Source organism: Pseudomonas fluorescens HK44 (assembly GCF_000217955.3).
In the GTDB taxonomy this organism is placed as follows: domain Bacteria; phylum Pseudomonadota; class Gammaproteobacteria; order Pseudomonadales; family Pseudomonadaceae; genus Aquipseudomonas; species Aquipseudomonas fluorescens_AQ.
The window spans coordinates 124,859-144,004 of record NZ_AFOY02000014.1; the positions used below are offsets into that span (position 1 = coordinate 124,859).

Genomic DNA, 19,146 nt, shown 5'->3' on the forward strand with positions numbered 1-19,146 from the left:
AAAAGCAGCTCCAAACAGGCTATGACAAGCGCAAAAAAATCGATGGCAAGCATTTCCGGCAAATCTGTAAGACGCATCCCAGGGTGTTGGCGGGAATGTCCGAGAGCAGGTTTTCAGGGGGGATTTACCAGGCTGCGACCTTTGTTCCTTGACGCTACCGCAGCCTGCACCAACACCTATGTGCTCTCGCGAACCTTCAACTCGAAACCCATGTCCAGCACCGGGTTGGCCACTGAGTTGCCGGCCATCAAGATCAGCATGTGCTCGGCTGCACGGCGGCCGATGGCTTCACGCGGGGTGCTGATGCTGCTCAGGCGCGGCACCATGTGTGCCGAGGCTGGCAAGTCGTTGAAGCCGAGGACGGCGACTTGTTCGGGGATCTTGATCCCGTGGCGCATGGCTTCGAGCAGGGCGCCCTGGGCCAGGTCGTCGTTGCCGAAGAAAATGGCGTCGACCTGTGGGTGAGTGGCCATCATCTGCAGGAATAATTCGCCGCCAAGGCCCACCGAAGAGGGACGTGGTGTCAGCAATTCAAGGTCCGGGTCGTACAGGCCTGCTTGCTGTAATGCACGCCGGAAGCCTTCGCCGCGCAGCAAGGTGCGTTGGTCGAGTTGTGCGCCGATGTAGGCCAGGTGCCGACGCCCGCGAGAGATCAAGTGTTGTGCGGCGGTTTCACCGGCTCTCAATTGCGAGAAGCCGACGCAGTTCAGGCCGGCGCCCGGGTCCAGGTCCATCATGTAGACGCAGGGGATATTGCTGGTCTCGATCATCCGGCGGGCACTTTCGGTGCGATCGAAACCGGTCAGCAGCAACCCTCTTGGCTGATAGGCCATGTAGTTGCGCAGCAGGTTTTCTTCTTCATCACGGGAATAGTGATAGTTGCCGATCAGCACTTCGAAGCCTTTGGGGCGCAGCACCTGATGGATGGCTTCAAGGGTTTCGATGAACAGCAGGTTCGACAGCGACGGCACCAGCACCACCACCGAATGGCTCTGGGCCGAGGCCAGGGCGCGGGCGGCAGGGTTGACCACGTAGTTCAGTTCGAGCGCGGCCTGCTGGACCTTTTCCACCAGTTCGGTGGCGACGGTGCTGATACCGCGCAAGGCCCTGGACGCGGTGATCGGGCTCACACCTGCCAGACGGGCAACTTCGTTGAGGGTAGGGCGGCCGGTGGTGCGGGTATTTTTATCGTTTTTAGTGGAGGTCATCGGGCAGCTTGCCAAACAAAATTCAAGGCACTAAGGTAGCGCTGTCTCGATGCGGCTGCAAATGCTTGAGCAGGGTTTGCCTGATCCCTGCTTTTTGGCGTTGGGAAAGAACGTGCTGCAACCCATAAAAATGACAAGAAGGCGTCGGCAATGCCTGCTTTTGCACTAGAGTTTCACGTAGCAAAGGTAGCGCTGTCTGCGCGCTGAGGTGTTACATGAGTCAACCCATCACCGCCCTGGTCATCATGGGCGTAGCCGGCTGCGGCAAGTCCAGCGTCAGCGAAGCCCTGTGCCTGCTCAGCGGCGCAACCGGCATTGAAGGCGATACCTTTCACCCTGCCGCCAATATCGAAAAGATGAGCGCGGGCATTCCCCTCAACGACGACGACCGGGCCGGCTGGCTCGACAGCCTGTGCGAGGAGTTGCGTCGTGTCGATGCCTCGGGCGCACGCCCGGTGCTGACCTGCTCGGCGCTCAAGCACAGTTACCGTGAACGCTTGCGCAGCGCCTTGCCGGGCCTGGGTTTCGTGTTCCTTGAGTTGACCCCTGAAGTCGCCGCCGATCGTGTGGCCCATCGTCCGGGGCATTTCATGCCGTCGACCTTGATCGCCAGCCAGTTCGCGACCCTCGAATCCCCCATTGGCGAGCCACTGACCCTGGCGCTCGATGCCTCCAAGCATAGTGTCGATGAGCTCGCCCGGCAGGCCCACGCCTGGTGGCTCAGTCATGGTTTGAAACTCGCCGGCTGAGTGTTGCCTCAAGAGATAGCGCTGTCCTGACGGCTTCTGAATAACCCGCTTCAATAACAAGAACAAACAGGAGATACCCCCATGTTTGGCATGTCCCACGAGTCGTTTTTGCTGCTTGATGCAGTGATCACCGTGATTGGATTAATCGTCCTGATCACCAAGTTCAAGCTACATCCCTTCATTGCATTAATCATCGCCGCAGCTTTTCTCGGGCTGACCTCGGGCATGCCGATTGGCACCATCATCAAGGCGTTCCAGGACGGCTTCGGCGGGGTACTCGGATTTGTCGGGATCATCCTCGCGCTGGGCACCATGCTTGGCAAGATGATGGCCGAGTCGGGTGGGGCGGATCAGATCGCCCAGACCCTGATTCGCGCGTTCGGCAAAGAACGCGTGCAATGGGCCATGATGTTTGCGGCCTTCCTGGTCGGCATTCCGCTGTTCTTCGAAATCGGCTTTGTGCTGCTGATTCCGCTGGTGTTCATCGTTGCCCGGCGCACCGGTATTTCAATCATCAAGATCGGTATCCCGTTGCTGGCCGGCCTTTCTGCCGTGCACGGTCTGGTTCCGCCGCACCCGGGTCCATTGCTGGCCATCGGGGTGTTCGGTGCAGACATCGGTAAAACCATTCTCTACGGTCTGATCGTTGCCCTGCCGACCGCTATTATTGCCGGCCCGATCTATGGCACGTTCATTTCCAAGTACATCCCTGGCCATCCTAACCAGGAACTGGTGGATCAACTGGCTCGCGAGCCTCACTCCAGCACCTTGCCAAGTTTCAGCATCACGCTGGTTACCGTGCTGTTGCCGGTGTTCCTGATGCTGCTGAAAACCTTTGCCGACATTGCGTTGCCGGACGGGCATTTCTTCCGTACCTGGATGGACATGATCGGTCACCCGATCTCGGCCTTGCTGCTGGCGCTGCTGCTGTCGCTGTACACCTTCGGGCATCGTCAGGGCATTGGCTCCAAGCAGATTCTGAAACTGCTCGACGCCAGCCTGGCGCCGACCGCCGCGATCATTCTGATCATCGGTGCCGGCGGTGGCTTCAAACAGATGCTGGTGACCAGCGGTGTGGGCGATGTGATTGGTCACATGGCGGTGAGCGCGCAAATTTCGCCGATCCTGCTGGCCTGGCTGGTTGCGGCGGTGATCCGCGTGGCGACCGGTTCCGCGACCGTGGCGACCATTACCGGAGCGGGCATTGTGGTGCCCGTGGTGGGGATGATTCCGGGCGTGAACCGCGAATTGCTGGTGCTGGCCACCGGCGCAGGGTCATTGATTCTGTCGCACGTCAACGACGCAGGCTTCTGGCTGGTCAAGCAGTACTTCAACATGACCGTAGCCGAAACCTTCAAGACCTGGACCGCGATGGAAACCATCCTGTCCGTCGTGGCCCTGGGCTTCATCCTGCTGTTGTCGTTGTTCGTCTAACGTACACCGCAAAAACAAATGTGGGAGCGAGCCTGCTCGCGAAGAGGACCTGACATTCAACGATGATGTTGACTGTCAGACCGCTTTCGCGAGCAGGCTCGCTCCCACATTGTTATGTGTCAGGCGTTAGATTTGGCGACCAGCCCATCCGCCCGGAACATCCCGCGAATCCCGCGTACTGCCTGGCGAATCCGGTCCTGGTTTTCGATCAGCGCGAAGCGCACATGGTCGTCACCGTATTCACCAAACCCAACCCCCGGCGACACACAGACCTTGGCTTCGGCCAGCAGTTTCTTGGCGAACTCCAGCGAGCCCAGGTGTGCGTAGGCTTCAGGAATCTTGGCCCAGACGTACATCGAGGCTTTCGGGTTTTCGACCATCCAGCCCAGTTCATGCAAACCTTTGACCAGCACGTTACGACGCTGCCGGTACTGCTCGGCGATGTCTTTGACACACTGCTGATCACCTTCCAGCGCGGCGATGGCGGCCACTTGCAGCGGAGTGAAGGTGCCGTAGTCGTGGTAGCTCTTGATCCGTGCCAGGGCGTTGACCAGTTCCGGGTTGCCGACCATGAAACCGATCCGCCAGCCGGCCATGTTGTAGCTCTTGGACAGGGTGAAAAACTCCACCGCGATGTCCTTGGCGCCCGGTACCTGCATGATCGACGGTGCTTTCCAGCCGTCGTAGACAATGTCGGCGTAGGCGAGGTCATGCACCACCAGCACGTCGTATTGTTTGGCGAGAGCGATTACCCGCTCGAAAAAATCCAGTTCGACGCACTGCGCGGTCGGGTTGGACGGAAAACCGAGAATCATCATTTTCGGCTTCGGGATCGAGCCGCGAATGGCCCGTTCCAGCTCGGCGAAAAAGTCCACACCGGGGATCAGCGGCACCGAGCGCACTTGCGCGCCGGCAATCACTGCGCCGTAGATGTGGATCGGGTAGCTCGGGTTCGGTACCAGCACGGTGTCGCCCTGGTCGAGGGTGGCGAGCATCAAGTGCGCCAGGCCTTCCTTGGAACCGATAGTGACGATGGCTTCGTTTTCCGGATCGATGTCGACCTGGTAACGATCCTTGTACCAGTTGGAAATCGCCCGGCGCAGACGCGGAATACCCTTGGAGGTGGAGTAGCCGTGGGTGTCTTCGCGCTGGGCAACGGTCACCAGTTTCTCCACGATGTGTGGCGGAGTGGCGCCGTCGGGATTACCCATACTCAAGTCGATGATGTCTTCGCCACGACGACGGGCGGCCATCTTCAGCTCGGCAGTGATGTTGAATACGTAAGGGGGGAGTCGATCTATGCGCGCAAAGCGGCGCGGCGAACCGTGTTCGGCCATTGTTGCCTCGAATAACGTAAGCGCCCGGAACCGTCCGAGCGACGCTGGCCACTGCGGTGGCCTGTGGCGGAAGATAAGGGCGCTGATGGCCGATTGTCTAGTGGCGAGGTTCAACTATTTTCCATGGGCCGGTTGATCGCACGCGCAAATTTTTGCTATCAGCCAGCGGGCGCACGCTTCTTGCAGACGTTGGCACTTACTCGACTACCACCTTTAAACGAGATGAAAAATGGAGTTTTCCAGCGGCTTTTTACTGAGCCTTTCGCTGTGCCTGGACATCGGCGTGGCCAACATTGCGATGATCACACTGGCCATGCAACGCGGGTATTTTCAAGGTTTTGCACTGGGGCTCGGCACCTGCGTCGGCGACCTCGTATACGCGGTGCTGGCGCTGGCCGGCATGACGGTGCTGTTGCAGTACTCGGCGGTGCGCTGGGTGTTGTGGGTCGGTGGTTCGGCGTTGCTGCTGTACTTCGCGGCGAAGATGATTTACTCGGCGATTCATCACAGCGCCGTGTTGGCGCAGGCAGGTGAGGTCAGTGCCGGTTCTCATCGGCGGGAGTTTTTCCGTGGGATTTTTCTGGCAATGTCGTCGCCTAGCGCGATTCTCTGGTTCGCCGCCGTCGGCGGTACGCTGATTGCCCGTTCCGGGGGCGGTAGCCTGACCAATGCCGCACTGTTTCTGGCAGGGTTCTTTTGCGCCGGGCTGCTGTGGTGTGTTGCCCTGTGCCTGGCGGCGACCCAGGGCGGCAAGCTCCTGGGTGACAAGCTGCTGCGCTACTCTTACCTCGCATCTGCAGCGATCTTCTGCTATTTCGCGGTCTACGTGATCGTTTCTGGTTATCAGGAGTTTATACTCCCAGCGGCGGTTGCAGAACTTCCGGGCCTTTGACTGGGGGAATCCGGTTTGGCTTCTATACTTGCAGCCGAACCCACCTTCAGTTGCAGGAGTTGATTCATGGATGACCCAAAAAATGGCGAACTCGCCGAGCCGCGCTTCGAAACGGGGCATTTTCTGCTGGTCGCAGGACTTGGTGGGCGGTTTGGCGCGGACACCACCGAAGGCATTCCCAAGCTCTGGGAGAAATTCGTACCGCACATCGGTAACGTTCCAGGGCAGATCGGGGAGGTTACCTATGGCGTCTGCTGCAACCCGGACGGTAAAGGTGGTTTTGAGTACATCGCGGGTGTCGAAATCAGCAAGCTCGATGACTTGCCAGAACTCTACCGCTGGATCGAAATACAGCCTCAGCACTATGCGGTGTTCAAGCACGATGGTGCGCTGGACACCCTGCCGCAAACCTTTCAGTACATCTGGAAAACCTGGTTGCCAAAGTCGGGTTACGAGGCCGCCGATGCCCCGGAGTTCGAACGCTACAGCGACGACTTCAACCCGAAACTCAATACCGGTGTGCTGGAAATCTGGGTGCCGCTCAAAACGGCCTGAACGGGTTGAGAGGCGGCGCACTCAAGCGCCGCCGCCACTCGGTATCTGCACTATTTGTCTGTGCTGATTCGCCGCGCTCGCAGCACGTCGATCAACAGCGTGATAAAGCCAAAAGCACTGATGGTGAACAGCATAAGAAGGCCGATCTGAACGCTACTCATGGCGAGTTTCCCTCTTTAGGTCAGGGACAGGGACAAGCAATAGCCCGAACCTTGTGCGAAAGAAAGCCGTTATACGAAGGCTTTACGGGCGTGCAGATGATCGATATGCCGTCCTTATTAATTTATGATTCGCTCCCTCTTTTTCGCTGACCGGGTCACGCCATGAACTCCCTCGAAACCGTCATTCGCCAGGTCACGCCGGCTGATCTTGATCGCTGCTTTGCCATCGAAACCCAGGCGTATGAAGGTGATGAAGCGGCCACTCGCGAGAAAATCGCCACGCGCATCGCCACCTGGCCGCAAGGTTTTATCGTGGCCGAGGTCGAGGGTGTCGTCGCCGGGTTTATCAATTCAGGGGCGGCGTATCAGGTAGAAATGGCGGATGAGGCTTTCAAGGAAATGATCGGCCATGACCCGGATGGCCCGCAGGTGGTGATCATGTCGGTGGTGGTACACCCGGACTTTCAGGGGCAGGGCCTGGCGAAGCGCTTGATGAGCGAGTTCATTGTCCGCATGCGCGATTTGGGCAAAGTCCGTATCAACCTGATGTGCAAGGAGCGGCACATACCGCTGTATGCCGGGTTTGGGTTTGCCTACCTCAACGCATCCGCGTCCGACCACGGCGGCATGGCCTGGCATGAAATGGCGCTGGATCTGTAACGGCCACCCAACGTCGAAATGCGATGTACGACTACTCTCGTAGCAGCTGTCGAGCCTGCGAGGCTGCGTCAATCGCTTCAAGTTGCTCGATAGTGGTCAGCATTGTTCACTTCATCCATGAAGGGTTATCGAGAGTTCAGAAAGCCAGGGCCATGCGCCGCTCATAACCGATCCGGCCTTTGTAGGCGTTGCCGCTGTCGACCCAGCCTTGCTTGAGGTAGAGCCCGAGCGCCGATTCGTTGTGTGCATCCACCGACAGTTCCAGCCCCTTGATGTCTGGCCAGGCCTGACGCGCAGCGAGTGGCAGGGCTTGCAGGAGGGCGCTGCCATAACCCTTGCCCTGGTGGCGGTGATCGACCTGTAGCGCGTGCAGGGTTGCGGTGTCTTCGTCAGCCCAGTGCGGCAGGAACGGCGGACGCTTGAGCAGCAGGAACGCTACGGGAATCTCGTCGACGAGCAGGGCGAAGCCCTTGATGCCGTCACGCGGTGCTGACAACAAGGTGTGCAAGGCCATGTCGATATCGCCGGAGAATTGCTTCTGCCGGTCAAGGATCTCAATGGCTTCCAGTTGCTGGCATTGAGCGGGTGTCAGCTGTTCGTAGGGAACGAGTTGGGTCGTCACTGGCGGTGTCCGTATTCCGACAAAGGTGGACTGCGGATTTTAGCCAGTTTGCCTGTTCGACATTTATTTTATTTGAGCGGTCGATTTGGCCTGTCGCCAAACGACTAAGGGTGTCTTCACACAAAAAGCCCACTGATATTCAGACGCTGTTCCAGCGGTAATCCTGATCGTCGGGATTTTCGCCAAATGCTCACTCTGCAGCCATAGTTGATCAGCCTGATGATGGAGAGTCTTATGAAATACCTATGTCTGGTCTACAGCGACGAACAGCGCCTGCATACCTCGCCCGACAGCCCCCAGGACGCTGAATGCGTGGCCTACGCCGAGTCGGTTCAGGGCAGCGGCCGGATGCTCGCCGCCGAGGCGCTGGAATCCGTTCAGACCGCCACCACGGTGCGTATGCGCGGCGGCAAGTTGTCGATCACCGACGGTCCGTTCGCCGAAACCAAGGAGCAACTGGCCGGCTTCTACCTGATCGATGCAAAGGACCTGAACGAGGCCATTCAGGTCGCCGGCAACATCCCGGCGGCCCGGGTCGGCAGCGTTGAAGTGCGCCCCGTCCGTGAGTTGAATCGTTGATGACCACAGGTCTGTCGGGTTGATGCCGGGCGAGTCGGTCAAGGCGCTGGTCGAGACGGTTTATCGCAATGAATCGCGGCGCATCCTCGCCACGTTGATTCGCTTGCTGGGGGATTTCGACCTCGCCGAAGAGGCTTTGCATGAAGCCTTCTTTGTCGCGGTCGAACGCTGGCAGCGTGACGGCGTGCCCGATAATCCGCGCGCGTGGCTGGTGTCGACCGGGCGTTTCAAGGCCATTGACGGTTTGCGCCGTCGGGCGCGATTTGCCGCTTCCCAAGCGGCGTTGGTGGCACAGCTGGAAGCATTCGAAGAGGCCGATTGGAGTGCTGAAGATGTGGAAGACGATCGCTTGCGGCTGATCTTCACCTGCTGCCACCCGGCCCTGGCGGCGGATGCGCAGGTGCCGTTGACGTTGCGCGAAGTCTGCGACCTGACCACAGAGGAAATCGCCCGGGCCTTTCTTGTTGCACCGTCCACCATTGCTCAGCGCATCGTGCGCGCCAAGAGCAAAATCCGCGACGCAAAAATCCCCTATCAAGTGCCTTCCGTTGCCGAGTTGCCCGAGCGCCTCGACAGCGTGTTACGGGTGATTTACCTGGTATTCAACGAAGGGTATTCGGCATCGGTCGGCAGCGAGCTGACCCGCGAAGACCTGACCCGCGAAGCGATCCGGCTTGGGCGCTTGCTGATGGAGCTGTTGCCGGAGGCCGAAGTGAGGGGGCTGTTGGCGCTGATGCTGCTCAATGAATCGCGACGCCCGGCCAGAACCTCGGCGTCGGGTGAATTGATCGTGCTCGATGAGCAGGATCGTTCGCTGTGGAATACCCAGATGATTGCCGAAGGCTCTGCCTTGATCGAACGCGCGTTGAGCACGCGTGGCTTTGGACCTTATTGTCTGCAAGCAGCGATCTCGGCGGTGCATGCCGAAGCTGCAACGGCGGAGCAAACCGACTGGCCGCAAATTGTCGGGCTGTATGACGTGTTGCTGCGGGTGCAGCCTTCGCCGGTGATTGAACTCAATCGTGCGGCGGCACTGTCCCGGCGCGACGGGCCGCTGGCCGGGTTGACGGTCGTTGAAGGGATTCTTGCCCGTGGCGAACTGCTCGACTATCACCTGGCTCATTCGGCGCGCGCCGAGTTCTGTCGGCAGCTGGGACGTGTTGAAGAGGCGAGGGCGGCTTATTTGCGCGCCCTTGAACTGACTCGGCAAGAGCCTGAGCGACGGTTTATCGAGCGGCGGTTGACTGAGCTCAAATGATGGTCGCACCTCATACCATATCCGTATCCGTATCCGTATCCGTATCCGTATCCGTATCCGTATATGGATGAGGATACGAGGGGTGCTCAACGTCGTGTTTCACTCCAGCATCTTCGCCAACAACCAGCTTCCCGCCGGCCCCGGCGGATGCAGCCGTGACCAGAGCGCGTCGACCGACACCGGTTTTGGCCAGCCGCGGACCTTGAGTTCTTGCAACGAGCCCGCACCAAAACGCCCGACCAGCCAGCGCGGCAAGGGCGCCCAACCAAAACCGCCTTGGGCCATTTCCAGCAGCATCAGGTAACTGGGCGCCGACCAGACTCGGCCTTGGGCACGGGTTTCGTAGGGATTGATGATGGTCGCCAGGCGCAATTCGCGGTGTTGCTGCAACGTTTCCTTGTCGACGTTTTGCAGCGCCGCCAGCGGATGTTCGGTCGACACGAACAAGGCAATTTCCGTGCGCTCGTCGACCGTCGCACTGTTCAGGTCGGCCGGGTAGTCGGACTGCATTTCGGCGAAGGCAATATGCGCGCGCCCGCGTTGCACCAGAGCGATCAGATCGTCGCACTCGGCAATCAGGCATTCGAGTTCGAGGTCCGGGTAGCGCTGATCGAAGTCACTCAATGCCGCTTCAAAACGATCGGACTGGTAGGTGTCGGAAATCGCCACCGTCAGCTTCGCCTCAACGCCTCGGGACAGTTGCGCGGCGGTCATTTCCAGGCGGCTGGTGGCGGCCAGAATGTCTTCGGCGCGTTGCAGCATGACATGCCCGGCGGAGGTCAGGCCAGGCTTGCGGCTGCTGCGATCGAACAGTGTCACGTTCAGGTCAATTTCCAGGCTGGCAACGGCCGCGCTGATGGTCGACTGGCTCTTGCCGAGTTTGCGCGCCGCTGCAGAAAACGAGCCTTGGGTCGCTGCCTGGACGAACGCCAGCAGCACTTCATGTGAGGCCATGAACTATCGCCTTGATCGATGGTTACTGGTTATGAAGTATCGGTGTGGTGGTCGATGATGGCAACCACATTCACCCAGGGAGTTTGATGATGAGCACCAACAAATCCTTTATCGAACGTGTTTTTCAGGCCATTGCTTTCGAGCTGCTGGCGGTCATGTTGTGTACACCGTTGCTGGCGTGGCTGATGGACAAACCGATGGTCGAGATGGGCGCCGTGACCATTGCCATCGGTCTGATCGCCTTGGCCTGGAACGTGTTGTTCAACGGTCTGTTCGACCGTCTGCTCAAGCGCCTGGCGCTTACCCCCAGCGCCGCAACCCGCGTCGTGCACGCCTTGCTGTTCGAAGGGGGGCTGGTAGCGGTCAGTGTGCCGCTGATTGCCTGGTGGCTGAACGTCAGCCTGTTGCAGGCGTTGATTCTGGACATCGGTGTGTTGCTGTTCTTTTTGCCATACACCTACCTCTACCACTGGGCGTATGACGGGGTGCGTGAGCGGTTGTTGATGCGCCAGTCTTGTGAGGGGTAAACGCAAAGATCGTCCGAACGCGAGCCGAGCCTTCGGACGATCTTTTGATCCTGATTACAAAAACATCCCGCCCGAAGCTTCGACCCGCTGTCCATTGATCCACTGACTGCCCGGCGTCAGCAGCAGTGCAATGGCGGCACCAATGTCGTCGGGTTTGCCGGCGCGACCCAGTGCCGTATTGCTGGCCACCAGTTGATTGATATCCGCGTTATCGCGTACCGCACCGCCGCCGAAGTCGGTTTCGATGGCACCCGGTGCCAGGATGTTTACCGCAATGTTGCGCGCCCCAAGTTCCTTGGCCTGGTAGCGCGTCAGCACTTCCATCGCCCCTTTCATCGCCGCATAAGCCCCGTAACCCGGCAGGCTGAAGCGAGTCAGGCCGCTGGAAATATTGATGATCCGGCCACCGTCTTTCAGCAGCGGCAGCAGGTTCTGGGTCAGGAAAAACGGCCCCTTCAGATGAATGTTCATCAGCAGATCGAACTGCTCGACGGTGGTGTCGGCGAAGTTCGCATGCACGCCGACCCCGGCGTTGTTGATCAGAAAGTCGAAGTGCTGGCGCTCGAAGTGGTTTTTCAGGACCTTCCCGACCTCTGTGGTGAAGGCGCCGAAACTTTCACTCCGGCCGACATCGAGTTGCAGCATGACGGCGCGACCACCAAGGCTTTCGATATGCGCGACCAGTGCCTGGGCTTCATCGGCGCGGCTGTTGTAGGTGCCGATAATGTCGATGCCCTGAGTCACCAGGTGCAGGGCGGTGCTTTTGCCGAGGCCACGGCTGGCGCCGGTGATCAATGCAATTTTGCGGTTCATGGGACGTTCTCCAGAGCAGTAAGTGATGATGGGAGAAAGTTTATTTATCCGCCTTTAGGTGATAAACAGCCTTAAATCGGAATCACTGGTCGGAATTACCGAACAATAAAGAGTTTGCCCCATGAACAAGCTGGAACTGTTGCGCACCTTCGTCCGGGTCAGCGAAATGTCGAGTTTCACCCTCGCGGGCGAAAGCCTCGGCTTGCCCCGTTCCACTGTTTCCGAACACGTCCAGGCCCTGGAAGCCCTGCTCGGTACACGCCTGCTGCAACGCACCACGCGCAAGGTTCAGGCGACCCAGGACGGGCTGGTGTTGTACGAGCGCAGCAAGGATTTGCTGTCGTACATGGATGAAATCGAAGGGCTGTTTCGCCAGGACGAGGCCTCGCTGACCGGGCGGATTCGCATCGATATGCCGAACATCCTGGCCCGTCAGGTGGTGATGCCGCGCCTGCCCGAATTCATGGCCCGGCACCCTCATCTGGAACTGGAAATCAGCAGCACCGACCGCCGGGTCGATTTGCTTGGCGAAGGGTTTGATTGCGTGTTGCGGGTCGGCGCGCAACCGGATCAATCGGTGGTCGCTCGTCACCTGTGCGACTTTGCCATGGTCAACTGCGCCAGCCCCGCCTATCTACAGCGCTATGGTGTGCCGCAACGGCTCGAAGACCTGACGCAGCATCGGCTGGTTCATTACGTCGGCGTACTGGGTTCGCGCTCGGAAGGTTTTGTGTACGAGGAGGAGGGCACGCTGCGTCGAATGCCGATGAGCGGCAGTGTGACGGTCAATAATACCGACGCATACGAGTCTGCGTGTCTGGGTGGTTTCGGATTGATCCAGGCGCCGCTGATGGGGATGCGCCCGTACCTGCTCAGCGGTGAACTGGTGGCGGTCTTGCCGCAGCTCAACGCACCGTCGATGGAGGTTTCGCTGCTCTATGCCCGACAACGGCATTTGCCATTGCGCGTGCGGGCATTCATGGACTGGCTGGGACAGGTGATCCAGCCGATAGCCTGAAGAACGACAAATCCTCCTGTGGGAGCGAGCTTGCTGGTACTTGAAGGGAGGAGGAGGGACAAGGTAACAAACTGAAGCCCTATCCTGCGGGCGCTGAACCAAATAGTGCTTGATCCACTGATTTTTCGACGAAATGCCTGTCGAGTGAGCGCGCCGCTGATCTTAATAATCCGCCCGTTTGCGAAACGCCCAGCGCCCGGCCAGTACCGTGAATGTCGCGACCAGTGCCACCAGAATCCAGAACCCTTCCGGGTCGCCGGCAAGGGGGATTCCGCCGACGTTCATGCCGAAGAAACCGGCAATGATGTTAATCGGCAGCGCCAGCACCGTGACCACAGTCAGGGTGAACAGTGTGCGGTTACTCTGCTCGTTGAGGTTGGCGGCGATCTCTTCCTGCAACAGCTTGATCCGTTCACCGAGCGCCGTGAGGTCGTTGATGATCAGCGCGAACTCCTCGGTGGATTTGCGCAGCTCCTTGACGTCGTCCTTTTGCAACCATTGCGGTGGACGGTTGAGCAGACGCAGCAGCGAACCCGGCTCCAGTGCCAGCAGCCGTTGCAAGCGCACCAGCACTCGGCGATTGGCGCCCAGTTCGGCACGGTTGGTGGACAGTCGCGATGACAGCAACTCATCCTCGATCTGGTCGACACTTTGGCTGGTCTTGCGCACGATCTGCGTCAGCACTTCGCCCTGGTCTCGGAGCAAATGCACGAGCAGTTCCAGTGGCGAACGAAAGCATTCGCCGGCCTTGACCGAGGAGCGCAGCTTGTCCACCGAGTGCAGGGGTTGCAGGCGCGCGCTGATGATCAAGCGGCTGCGGGCACAGACCCAAAGGGTCGAGACATCTGACGACACCATGCTGCTGAGGTTGAACACCACGTCGTTGACCACTGCCAGCAGCGCCGAATCGACGTGCTCGATACGGGTCGAGCGCGAGCCTTCATGCAAGGCTTCGAAAAATTCCTCCGGCAACTCCAGATGCGCTTTCATCCAGCGCTCGCACGCGGCGTGGGCGAGGTTCAGGTGCAGCCAGAGGAACTCGTCCTCGGCGCCCGGTTGTTGCAGCAACTGCAGCGCCTTGGCCGAATCGATCTCGCGGCCGCGTTCGCCGGGGCGAAAACTGAAACCGTAGAGCAGGCCGAACAGGTCAGAATCGCGGTGGCGTTGATCGATGCTGTGGTTCATGGAGTCTCGCTGAAGGGGAGGCGCCTGTCGTACGTTTCACAGGCTCACATGAGCGGCATCATGGCAACGCTGTTTGACGGTTTTGTGACGGTTTGGTGACCCGTGTAATAGAGCCTCTACCGGCGGTCGGGTCGGTTTCAAGAAACCGCGGCGCGCGCCGATGACGGCTACGTTGGCTCAGGCACATTGGTGTCCGGCCCGCATGTTGTCGACAGGGAGGTCCGGACATCTCGCATGCCCTGCCGGTGCGAGCCTTATCCCTGTCATGAGTATCACTCGATGTTTTTGCAAAAATCCCTGAGAGCGCAAATCCTCGCACTGTTGAGCGGCAGTCTGATCGCGATATTGCTGATTGCCCTGGCCTGTTTTCACTTACTCTCCAGCGGGGTGCAGGACTACCGCAACCTCATCGAAGGCCCGTTACGTACCTCACAACTGATTGACGAAGCCAACTTGCAATTCAAGGCTCAGGTTCAGGAATGGAAAAACGTCCTGTTGCGCGGCAAGCAACCGGCTGAGCTGGACAAATACTGGAAGCAGTTCGAGGACCGTCAGGGCGACGTACAGAACATTCTCGGTGAATTGACCCGTCAACCGGGCATTGATGCCTCACTTAAATCCCGCCTTGAAAGCCTGCGTGATGCGCACCGGGTGCTCGGTAGTGCTTATCAAAAAGGGCGGGAGGCTTATCTGGCCGCTGGTGCCGATCCTTCGGCAGGTGATAACGCGGTCAAAGGCGTGGACCGCGCCACGAGCGAGCAGATGAGCGAACTGGTCAACGAGTTGCGTAAACAGGGCCGGGAGCAATCGACGCTGATTAGCGCCAGCGCCGATCGCACGGTGTTGCTGGGCATCCTGGTGATGCTGGCTTCAAGTCTGTTGATTGGCTTGCTCAGCCTGTGGCTGGTCAACCGCAATCTGGTGGAACCGATCCGCAAGCTGATCGAATACGTCGCAAACTTGAGCCAGGGGCGCTTTGCCGAACGGGTGGCGAGTGCTCGTCAGGATGAGCTGGGCAAGCTGGCGGTGGCTGCCAATACGCTGCGCGATTTTCTGGCTGAGACCTTCAGCCGCTTGCAGCGCAGCGCCTCGGATCTGGACAGCGCCAGCGGTGAGTTGAACTCGATTGCGACCTTGATGGCCCATGGCACCAGCGAACAGTTCAACCGCACGGATCAAGTCGCCACGGCAATGAACGAAATGTCCGCCACCGCCCAGCAAGTCGCTCGTCATGCGGCCGACGCGGCACGGGCCGCCGATGATGCCGATCAGTCGGCACAACAGGGCGAGAAGGTCATGCAGGGCACGATTCACACGATCACCCAGATGCGCGGCGAAATCGCCAACACCGCGACGGTCATTCGCCAACTGGAAACCGACAGCGGGCGCATCGGCAAGGTGCTGGAGGTCATTCGCGGTATCGCCGAACAAACCAACTTGCTGGCATTGAATGCTGCCATCGAAGCCGCTCGGGCCGGTGAAGCCGGACGTGGGTTTGCCGTAGTGGCCGATGAAGTGCGCAGCCTGGCCCAGCGCACGGCGGCGTCGATCATCGAAATCAACCAGATCATCCAGAGCGTGCAGACCGGCGCGGTTGACGCGGCGCAGGCCATCGAAAGCGGCCAGTCGCGCAGCGAGGAGAGCGTTGAGCAGGTCACTCAGGCCGGGGCCATGCTCGAGCGCATTACCGCGTCGGTGGAAGCGATTCGCGACATGAACCGCCAGATCGCCACGGCCGCTGAAGAACAGACCTCGGTGGCCGAAGACATTTCGCGCAACCTGACCGAGATCACCAGCATCGCCAGTACCAATCTGGACAACGTGCAGCGCACTGAAGCAGCGAGCAACAACCTGCACGGGTTGTCGGGGCAATTGAACGCGGTGACGGCGCGTCTTGGCGCCTAGCCCACTGAAATGTGTATCGGCACGCTAACCGTGTCGGTACACGATTGATCTCAAGTGTGGGTGTTGCGCGTCGATGATTCGGTTATCCCTAACTGTATTGGGCCGGCAGATTCGGGCGAGTCATTGATGAAACGGCAGAGCTTTCTCACCCGTGAAATGCTTCGGGCTGGTCGCCAGGCTCAAGAACCACCCCTCACCCTAACCCTCTCCCGGAGGGAGAGGGGACTGACCGAGGTGTTCTTTCGAGTTACATCGACCTGAAAGTCCGAGTCGAACTCGGGTTTTGAAAGGCTTGGAGATCTGCTCCCTCTCCCCTGTGGGGCGGTCCTGCTCCTGCATGGGAGCGATCAATAGCGGGCCACCACTTAGTAACCATTGACCTCAAGCAACTGCGCAACGCTGCCCGCTGCCGGGCGCTTGTAATACTTGAGCAGTTCGCTGGCGCGGTTGGTGAAGATGCCATCGACACCGGCGTCCATGACCTTCTTGTAGTCCACCGCATCGTCGATGGTGTAGACGTGCACCAGCATGCCTTTGTCGTGGGTGTACTGGTTCATCCACGGTTGCACCAGGTCCGAATAGCTTTGATCGCCGCCGTTGGTCAGCGCTGCCGAAGGCCCCGTGCCGATAGCGCCCTGAGCCTTGGCGTAGTCGACCCATTGCTCGAATTCGGCTTTGTCCTTGGGTTCCTGTTTGGCGTAGTAGGTGGCTTTATCCTTGTCACCGGATTCGGCGAAGGTCACCTTCGACTTGGGCTCGATGCTGCCTTCGCCCACCCACAGCAGAAGAATCTTCGGCACTTGCGGCATTTCTTTTTGCAGCAGTTCGAGGCTGCTCTTCTCGAAGGTTTGCAGGATCACTTTGCCTTTGCCCTGGCCGACGGTCAGCTCGCTTTTGGCCAGCGTGGAACCGGCCGGGCTCAACCAGCCACGGTCCTGAAGCTTGTCCTTGAGGTCGCGCTCGATGCCGGGAAACTGCTTTGGCTCTTTGGTTTCGATGTAAAGGCCGGGCTTGTGCAGCGGGTTGCCTTGGGCGATATCGATGATTTCGTCCAGGGTCAGGATTTTCAGGCCTGCGTAGCTGGCGCGTGCGCGATCCGGGTGAGCGGTGTTGAACCAGCTGCCGGCATCCAGGGTTTTAAGTTCGGCGATAGTGAACGCGTTGGCCGGGCTGTCCTTGCGTTCAGGAAACCGGGTGGCAACGTCGGTGGTGCGTTGCAGGTTGTTGTCATGCAAGGCGAACAGTACGCCGTCCTTGCTGCGTTGCAGGTCCATTTCCAGGTAATCGGCGCCCAGGTCGCGCGCCAGTTTGTAGGCGGCGGCAGTAGATTCCGGCGCATCGAACGAGGCGCCACGGTGGGCGATCACTGCCGGGTGCGGGATCCCGGTGGCAGTGGCCAGAGCGGTCGGGCTCTGCTGGCTGGTAGCCTGTGCCTGGCCAAGACCGAGCATCAGACTCAGCAACAGGGCGCTTTTGGTATAGGTAACAGGCATTGTCGAAGTCCTTTCGTAAGAAGCGATTGCAAAGACCTACTTTTAACAATTGAGCGCCGGATGCGCTATCGCCAAACCGACATTAACGTGTGTGAGGGGCGTTTTTTCCGCGCTTTTGTGCAGCCCTTTGCAGTACGATCCACCCCGGCAATTTCCCCACCAGAGGGAAATCCCGAAACATCCGCTATCCCGCCCCTGCGTGTAAACCATCGTTCAGCCGTCCTTCGGGACGCACCCGTGAGGTTTACCATGCGCATCACGTCCGGACTGATCTGCCAGGCCGCCGACCAGCTCAAAGGCTTCGTCGGTTTCAATCGCAAGACCGCCCGATACATCGTCCGCTTCAGCGAAGACGCCTTTGGCATGGACGTCGCAGACGACGCGATCATCCCTGCCAGCGAGTTCGTCTGGACGCCTGAGGACGGTCAAACCATGACCCTCAAGCGCGACCGGATCCGCTTGCTGCTGGAGCAGAACATCGATGACCGGATCAACATCACCGAACCGCTGCGGGCTTATATGCGGCGTGAGGATCTACCGCAGATTAGTGCGCTGCGCAGTCTGGTTCAGAGCGGCTGACGTTCGAAGGCATAGGCGCGTTCGACCTTGCACACCCGCGTGTGAAACGCTTCATACCAGGTCGAGCGCCCGCGTTCGCGGGTTGTACTGTGCTCGGCGTGTTGCTTCCAGGCGAGAATTGCTTCTTCGCTGGACCAGTAGGAAACGGTGATGCCGAGTCCGTCCTCACCCCGGGCCGACTCCATGCCGAGAAACCCTGGTTGGTTGCGGGCAAGTTCGACCATGTGCTGTGCTGCTTGTTCGTAACCCTGATCGGCGGCGGTGCGTAGTGACGTGAAAATCACCGCGTAGTAAGGCGGCGAAGGTGTGTTGGCGATCATCTGGCGTTCCTCGCGCAGGCCTGGATAAAGGCGTTGACCAAGGGCGCAACGGTGCCGGCTAGTGCCGCGCGCTCGGGTTGAAACAGGGTCGCGACGAAGAACGGGTGGTCGCTGAGTTCGATGGCCCGTAGATCACCCGCCGAATCGCGGCCAGTGGCTTTAAGGCGGTGTGTCAGCAGCTGCTCTTCGAACGCGGGATTGATCCCATAGCGGCAGTGATAGCCTTCGCGAATCTCTGTGGTCGCGTAGGCGTTGGCGATCAGGGAGCCTTCAAGCAACCGGATGCTGTCGATGACCTCGACCAACGAGCAGGTCAGCGGCGTGAGCACGGCGCGCGTGGCGTCTGGCGAAGTTTCGCCATGCTCGGCATCGGTCCAACCCAGCACGTTGCGCGCGTACTCCAGCACCGCGTGTTGAAAACCACCGCAGGTGCCGAGGAAGGGCCGCTGCTGTTCTCGGGCAAAACGGATCGCCCGCAGCGCGCCGTCCATGTTGCGGTAAGGGCTGGCAGGCACGCACCAGAAGCCGTCGAAGTCAGCCAGTCGGGTGTTTGCGTCAATGTGGTCAGTGGCCAGCCACGCAAGGTGTACATCGACTTCAGCGTGTTGTGCGGCCATTTTCAGCGCCAGGGGAATTGCCTGATGAGCAGTGACCTTTGGGTCGTAGTCACCGATCAGTGCAATACGCAGTTGAGGGCTTGTTTGCATGGTGTCTCCCAAGACTTGTTGATTCCTGGAGCCCACTATAGATTGGCGTTCACGCAATCAATAGTGGCGTTTACCCAAGTGTTCAATGCATCAACGCACTATCAGCTGGACTACCCGGACCTCGCCTTGATTCTCGCGTTGGTGCGCGGTGGCTCTCTGGCACGGGCGGCGGCACTGTTGAAGGTCGACG

Annotated in this window: 20 protein-coding genes and 1 pseudogene; 12 read left to right on the top strand and 9 right to left on the bottom strand. The window is 59.4% G+C overall.

The window, feature by feature from the left end:
- Positions 1 to 176: 176 nt before the first annotated feature.
- Complete coding sequence (locus HK44_RS12640; RefSeq protein WP_019693193.1) at positions 177 to 1,208, bottom strand: LacI family DNA-binding transcriptional regulator; 1,032 nt, start codon at positions 1,206 to 1,208, stop codon at positions 177 to 179.
- A 215-nt stretch (positions 1,209 to 1,423) separates the two neighbouring features.
- On the opposite strand from HK44_RS12640, the gene HK44_RS12645 reads away from it, so the two are divergent.
- Positions 1,424 to 1,957: a gluconokinase gene (locus tag HK44_RS12645; protein WP_019693192.1), complete on the top strand. Its 534-nt coding sequence runs from the start codon at positions 1,424 to 1,426 to the stop codon at positions 1,955 to 1,957.
- A gap of 81 nt (positions 1,958 to 2,038) precedes the next feature.
- Positions 2,039 to 3,391, top strand: coding sequence for a GntP family permease (locus tag HK44_RS12650; RefSeq protein ID WP_019693191.1), 1,353 nt, complete (start codon positions 2,039 to 2,041; stop codon positions 3,389 to 3,391).
- Positions 3,392 to 3,510: 119 nt separating this feature from the next.
- Here the strand turns inward: HK44_RS12650 and alaC are convergent, their stop codons facing one another.
- Entirely contained in the window at positions 3,511 to 4,728 is a 1,218-nt protein-coding gene (gene alaC / locus HK44_RS12655; RefSeq protein WP_019693190.1) for an alanine transaminase, read from the bottom strand.
- A gap of 229 nt (positions 4,729 to 4,957) precedes the next feature.
- Between alaC and HK44_RS12660 the strand changes: the two genes are divergently transcribed.
- From HK44_RS12660 to HK44_RS12670, 3 genes are all read left to right on the top strand, one after another.
- The gene (locus tag HK44_RS12660) at positions 4,958 to 5,620 is read left to right on the top strand and encodes a LysE family translocator (RefSeq protein WP_019693189.1); all 663 of its coding nucleotides are present in this window, start codon (positions 4,958 to 4,960) and stop codon (positions 5,618 to 5,620) included.
- A 66-nt stretch (positions 5,621 to 5,686) separates the two neighbouring features.
- Positions 5,687 to 6,175 carry a GyrI-like domain-containing protein gene (locus HK44_RS12665; protein WP_019693188.1) on the top strand — a complete coding sequence of 163 codons (489 nt, stop codon included), beginning with the start codon at positions 5,687 to 5,689 and terminating at the stop codon, positions 6,173 to 6,175.
- Positions 6,176 to 6,498: 323 nt separating this feature from the next.
- Positions 6,499 to 6,996, top strand: a complete 498-nt coding sequence (locus HK44_RS12670; RefSeq protein WP_019693186.1) for a GNAT family N-acetyltransferase — start codon at positions 6,499 to 6,501, stop codon at positions 6,994 to 6,996.
- Positions 6,997 to 7,132: 136 nt separating this feature from the next.
- Here HK44_RS12670 and HK44_RS12675 read toward each other — a convergent pair whose 3' ends face one another.
- A complete protein-coding gene (locus tag HK44_RS12675) occupies positions 7,133 to 7,618 on the bottom strand; it encodes a GNAT family N-acetyltransferase (protein ID WP_019693185.1) in 486 nt (161 codons plus the stop codon).
- A gap of 234 nt (positions 7,619 to 7,852) precedes the next feature.
- Here HK44_RS12675 and HK44_RS12680 point away from each other — a divergent pair, with 234 nt between their 5' ends.
- Complete coding sequence (locus HK44_RS12680) at positions 7,853 to 8,197, top strand: YciI family protein (protein WP_019693184.1); 345 nt, start codon at positions 7,853 to 7,855, stop codon at positions 8,195 to 8,197.
- A gap of 22 nt (positions 8,198 to 8,219) precedes the next feature.
- The gene (locus HK44_RS12685; RefSeq protein WP_019693183.1) at positions 8,220 to 9,455 is read left to right on the top strand and encodes an RNA polymerase sigma factor; all 1,236 of its coding nucleotides are present in this window, start codon (positions 8,220 to 8,222) and stop codon (positions 9,453 to 9,455) included.
- A gap of 99 nt (positions 9,456 to 9,554) precedes the next feature.
- Here the strand turns inward: HK44_RS12685 and HK44_RS12690 are convergent, their stop codons facing one another.
- Complete coding sequence (locus tag HK44_RS12690) at positions 9,555 to 10,409, bottom strand: LysR family transcriptional regulator (RefSeq protein WP_019693182.1); 855 nt, start codon at positions 10,407 to 10,409, stop codon at positions 9,555 to 9,557.
- Between the two features lie 89 nt (positions 10,410 to 10,498).
- Between HK44_RS12690 and HK44_RS12695 the strand changes: the two genes are divergently transcribed.
- Positions 10,499 to 10,936: a multidrug/biocide efflux PACE transporter gene (locus HK44_RS12695; protein WP_024264890.1), complete on the top strand. Its 438-nt coding sequence runs from the start codon at positions 10,499 to 10,501 to the stop codon at positions 10,934 to 10,936.
- A 54-nt stretch (positions 10,937 to 10,990) separates the two neighbouring features.
- Here the strand turns inward: HK44_RS12695 and HK44_RS12700 are convergent, their stop codons facing one another.
- Complete coding sequence (locus HK44_RS12700; protein ID WP_019693180.1) at positions 10,991 to 11,749, bottom strand: SDR family NAD(P)-dependent oxidoreductase; 759 nt, start codon at positions 11,747 to 11,749, stop codon at positions 10,991 to 10,993.
- A gap of 121 nt (positions 11,750 to 11,870) precedes the next feature.
- On the opposite strand from HK44_RS12700, the gene HK44_RS12705 reads away from it, so the two are divergent.
- Positions 11,871 to 12,767 (top strand): LysR family transcriptional regulator, encoded by an 897-nt coding sequence (locus tag HK44_RS12705; RefSeq protein WP_019693179.1) that lies wholly within the window; start codon positions 11,871 to 11,873, stop codon positions 12,765 to 12,767.
- Between the two features lie 162 nt (positions 12,768 to 12,929).
- Here the strand turns inward: HK44_RS12705 and HK44_RS12710 are convergent, their stop codons facing one another.
- A complete protein-coding gene (locus tag HK44_RS12710; RefSeq protein WP_019693178.1) occupies positions 12,930 to 13,952 on the bottom strand; it encodes a transporter in 1,023 nt (340 codons plus the stop codon).
- Positions 13,953 to 14,231: 279 nt separating this feature from the next.
- Here HK44_RS12710 and HK44_RS12715 point away from each other — a divergent pair, with 279 nt between their 5' ends.
- Entirely contained in the window at positions 14,232 to 15,857 is a 1,626-nt protein-coding gene (locus tag HK44_RS12715; RefSeq protein WP_019693177.1) for a methyl-accepting chemotaxis protein, read from the top strand.
- 365 nt (positions 15,858 to 16,222) lie between these two features.
- Here HK44_RS12715 and HK44_RS12720 read toward each other — a convergent pair whose 3' ends face one another.
- Positions 16,223 to 17,350, bottom strand: coding sequence for a glycerophosphodiester phosphodiesterase (locus HK44_RS12720; RefSeq protein WP_019693176.1), 1,128 nt, complete (start codon positions 17,348 to 17,350; stop codon positions 16,223 to 16,225).
- 249 nt (positions 17,351 to 17,599) lie between these two features.
- Between HK44_RS12720 and HK44_RS12725 the strand changes: the two genes are divergently transcribed.
- On the top strand, positions 17,600 to 17,929 hold the full coding sequence (locus HK44_RS12725; RefSeq protein ID WP_019693175.1) for a DUF2025 family protein: 330 nt from the start codon (positions 17,600 to 17,602) through the stop codon (positions 17,927 to 17,929).
- On the opposite strand, the gene HK44_RS12730 is transcribed toward HK44_RS12725, so the two are convergent.
- A complete protein-coding gene (locus HK44_RS12730; RefSeq protein WP_019693174.1) occupies positions 17,917 to 18,249 on the bottom strand; it encodes an antibiotic biosynthesis monooxygenase family protein in 333 nt (110 codons plus the stop codon). The genes HK44_RS12725 and HK44_RS12730 overlap by 13 nt on opposite strands.
- Positions 18,246 to 18,956, bottom strand: coding sequence for a CTP synthase C-terminal region-related (seleno)protein (locus HK44_RS12735; RefSeq protein ID WP_019693173.1), 711 nt, complete (start codon positions 18,954 to 18,956; stop codon positions 18,246 to 18,248). Before HK44_RS12735 ends, HK44_RS12730 begins: the two co-directional genes overlap by 4 nt.
- A gap of 15 nt (positions 18,957 to 18,971) precedes the next feature.
- On the opposite strand from HK44_RS12735, the pseudogene HK44_RS29725 reads away from it, so the two are divergent.
- Positions 18,972 to 19,146 (top strand): annotated as a pseudogene (locus HK44_RS29725) (LysR family transcriptional regulator); the annotation flags it as partial.

Coding starts and splice junctions, on each gene's coding strand:
- HK44_RS12715 (WP_019693177.1), top strand. CDS start 14,232: ATGTTTTTGCAAAAATCCCTGAGAGCGCAAATCCTCGCACTGTTGAGC.
- HK44_RS12645 (WP_019693192.1), top strand. CDS start 1,424: ATGAGTCAACCCATCACCGCCCTGGTCATCATGGGCGTAGCCGGCTGC.
- HK44_RS12695 (WP_024264890.1), top strand. CDS start 10,499: ATGAGCACCAACAAATCCTTTATCGAACGTGTTTTTCAGGCCATTGCT.
- HK44_RS12650 (WP_019693191.1), top strand. CDS start 2,039: ATGTTTGGCATGTCCCACGAGTCGTTTTTGCTGCTTGATGCAGTGATC.
- HK44_RS12705 (WP_019693179.1), top strand. CDS start 11,871: ATGAACAAGCTGGAACTGTTGCGCACCTTCGTCCGGGTCAGCGAAATG.
- HK44_RS12690 (WP_019693182.1), bottom strand. CDS start 10,409: ATGGCCTCACATGAAGTGCTGCTGGCGTTCGTCCAGGCAGCGACCCAA.
- HK44_RS12735 (WP_019693173.1), bottom strand. CDS start 18,956: ATGCAAACAAGCCCTCAACTGCGTATTGCACTGATCGGTGACTACGAC.
- HK44_RS12670 (WP_019693186.1), top strand. CDS start 6,499: ATGAACTCCCTCGAAACCGTCATTCGCCAGGTCACGCCGGCTGATCTT.
- HK44_RS12720 (WP_019693176.1), bottom strand. CDS start 17,350: ATGCCTGTTACCTATACCAAAAGCGCCCTGTTGCTGAGTCTGATGCTC.
- HK44_RS12730 (WP_019693174.1), bottom strand. CDS start 18,249: ATGATCGCCAACACACCTTCGCCGCCTTACTACGCGGTGATTTTCACG.
- HK44_RS12700 (WP_019693180.1), bottom strand. CDS start 11,749: ATGAACCGCAAAATTGCATTGATCACCGGCGCCAGCCGTGGCCTCGGC.
- HK44_RS12725 (WP_019693175.1), top strand. CDS start 17,600: ATGCGCATCACGTCCGGACTGATCTGCCAGGCCGCCGACCAGCTCAAA.
- HK44_RS12640 (WP_019693193.1), bottom strand. CDS start 1,208: ATGACCTCCACTAAAAACGATAAAAATACCCGCACCACCGGCCGCCCT.
- alaC (WP_019693190.1), bottom strand. CDS start 4,728: ATGGCCGAACACGGTTCGCCGCGCCGCTTTGCGCGCATAGATCGACTC.
- HK44_RS12665 (WP_019693188.1), top strand. CDS start 5,687: ATGGATGACCCAAAAAATGGCGAACTCGCCGAGCCGCGCTTCGAAACG.
- HK44_RS12660 (WP_019693189.1), top strand. CDS start 4,958: ATGGAGTTTTCCAGCGGCTTTTTACTGAGCCTTTCGCTGTGCCTGGAC.
- HK44_RS12680 (WP_019693184.1), top strand. CDS start 7,853: ATGAAATACCTATGTCTGGTCTACAGCGACGAACAGCGCCTGCATACC.
- HK44_RS12710 (WP_019693178.1), bottom strand. CDS start 13,952: ATGAACCACAGCATCGATCAACGCCACCGCGATTCTGACCTGTTCGGC.
- HK44_RS12685 (WP_019693183.1), top strand. CDS start 8,220: ATGCCGGGCGAGTCGGTCAAGGCGCTGGTCGAGACGGTTTATCGCAAT.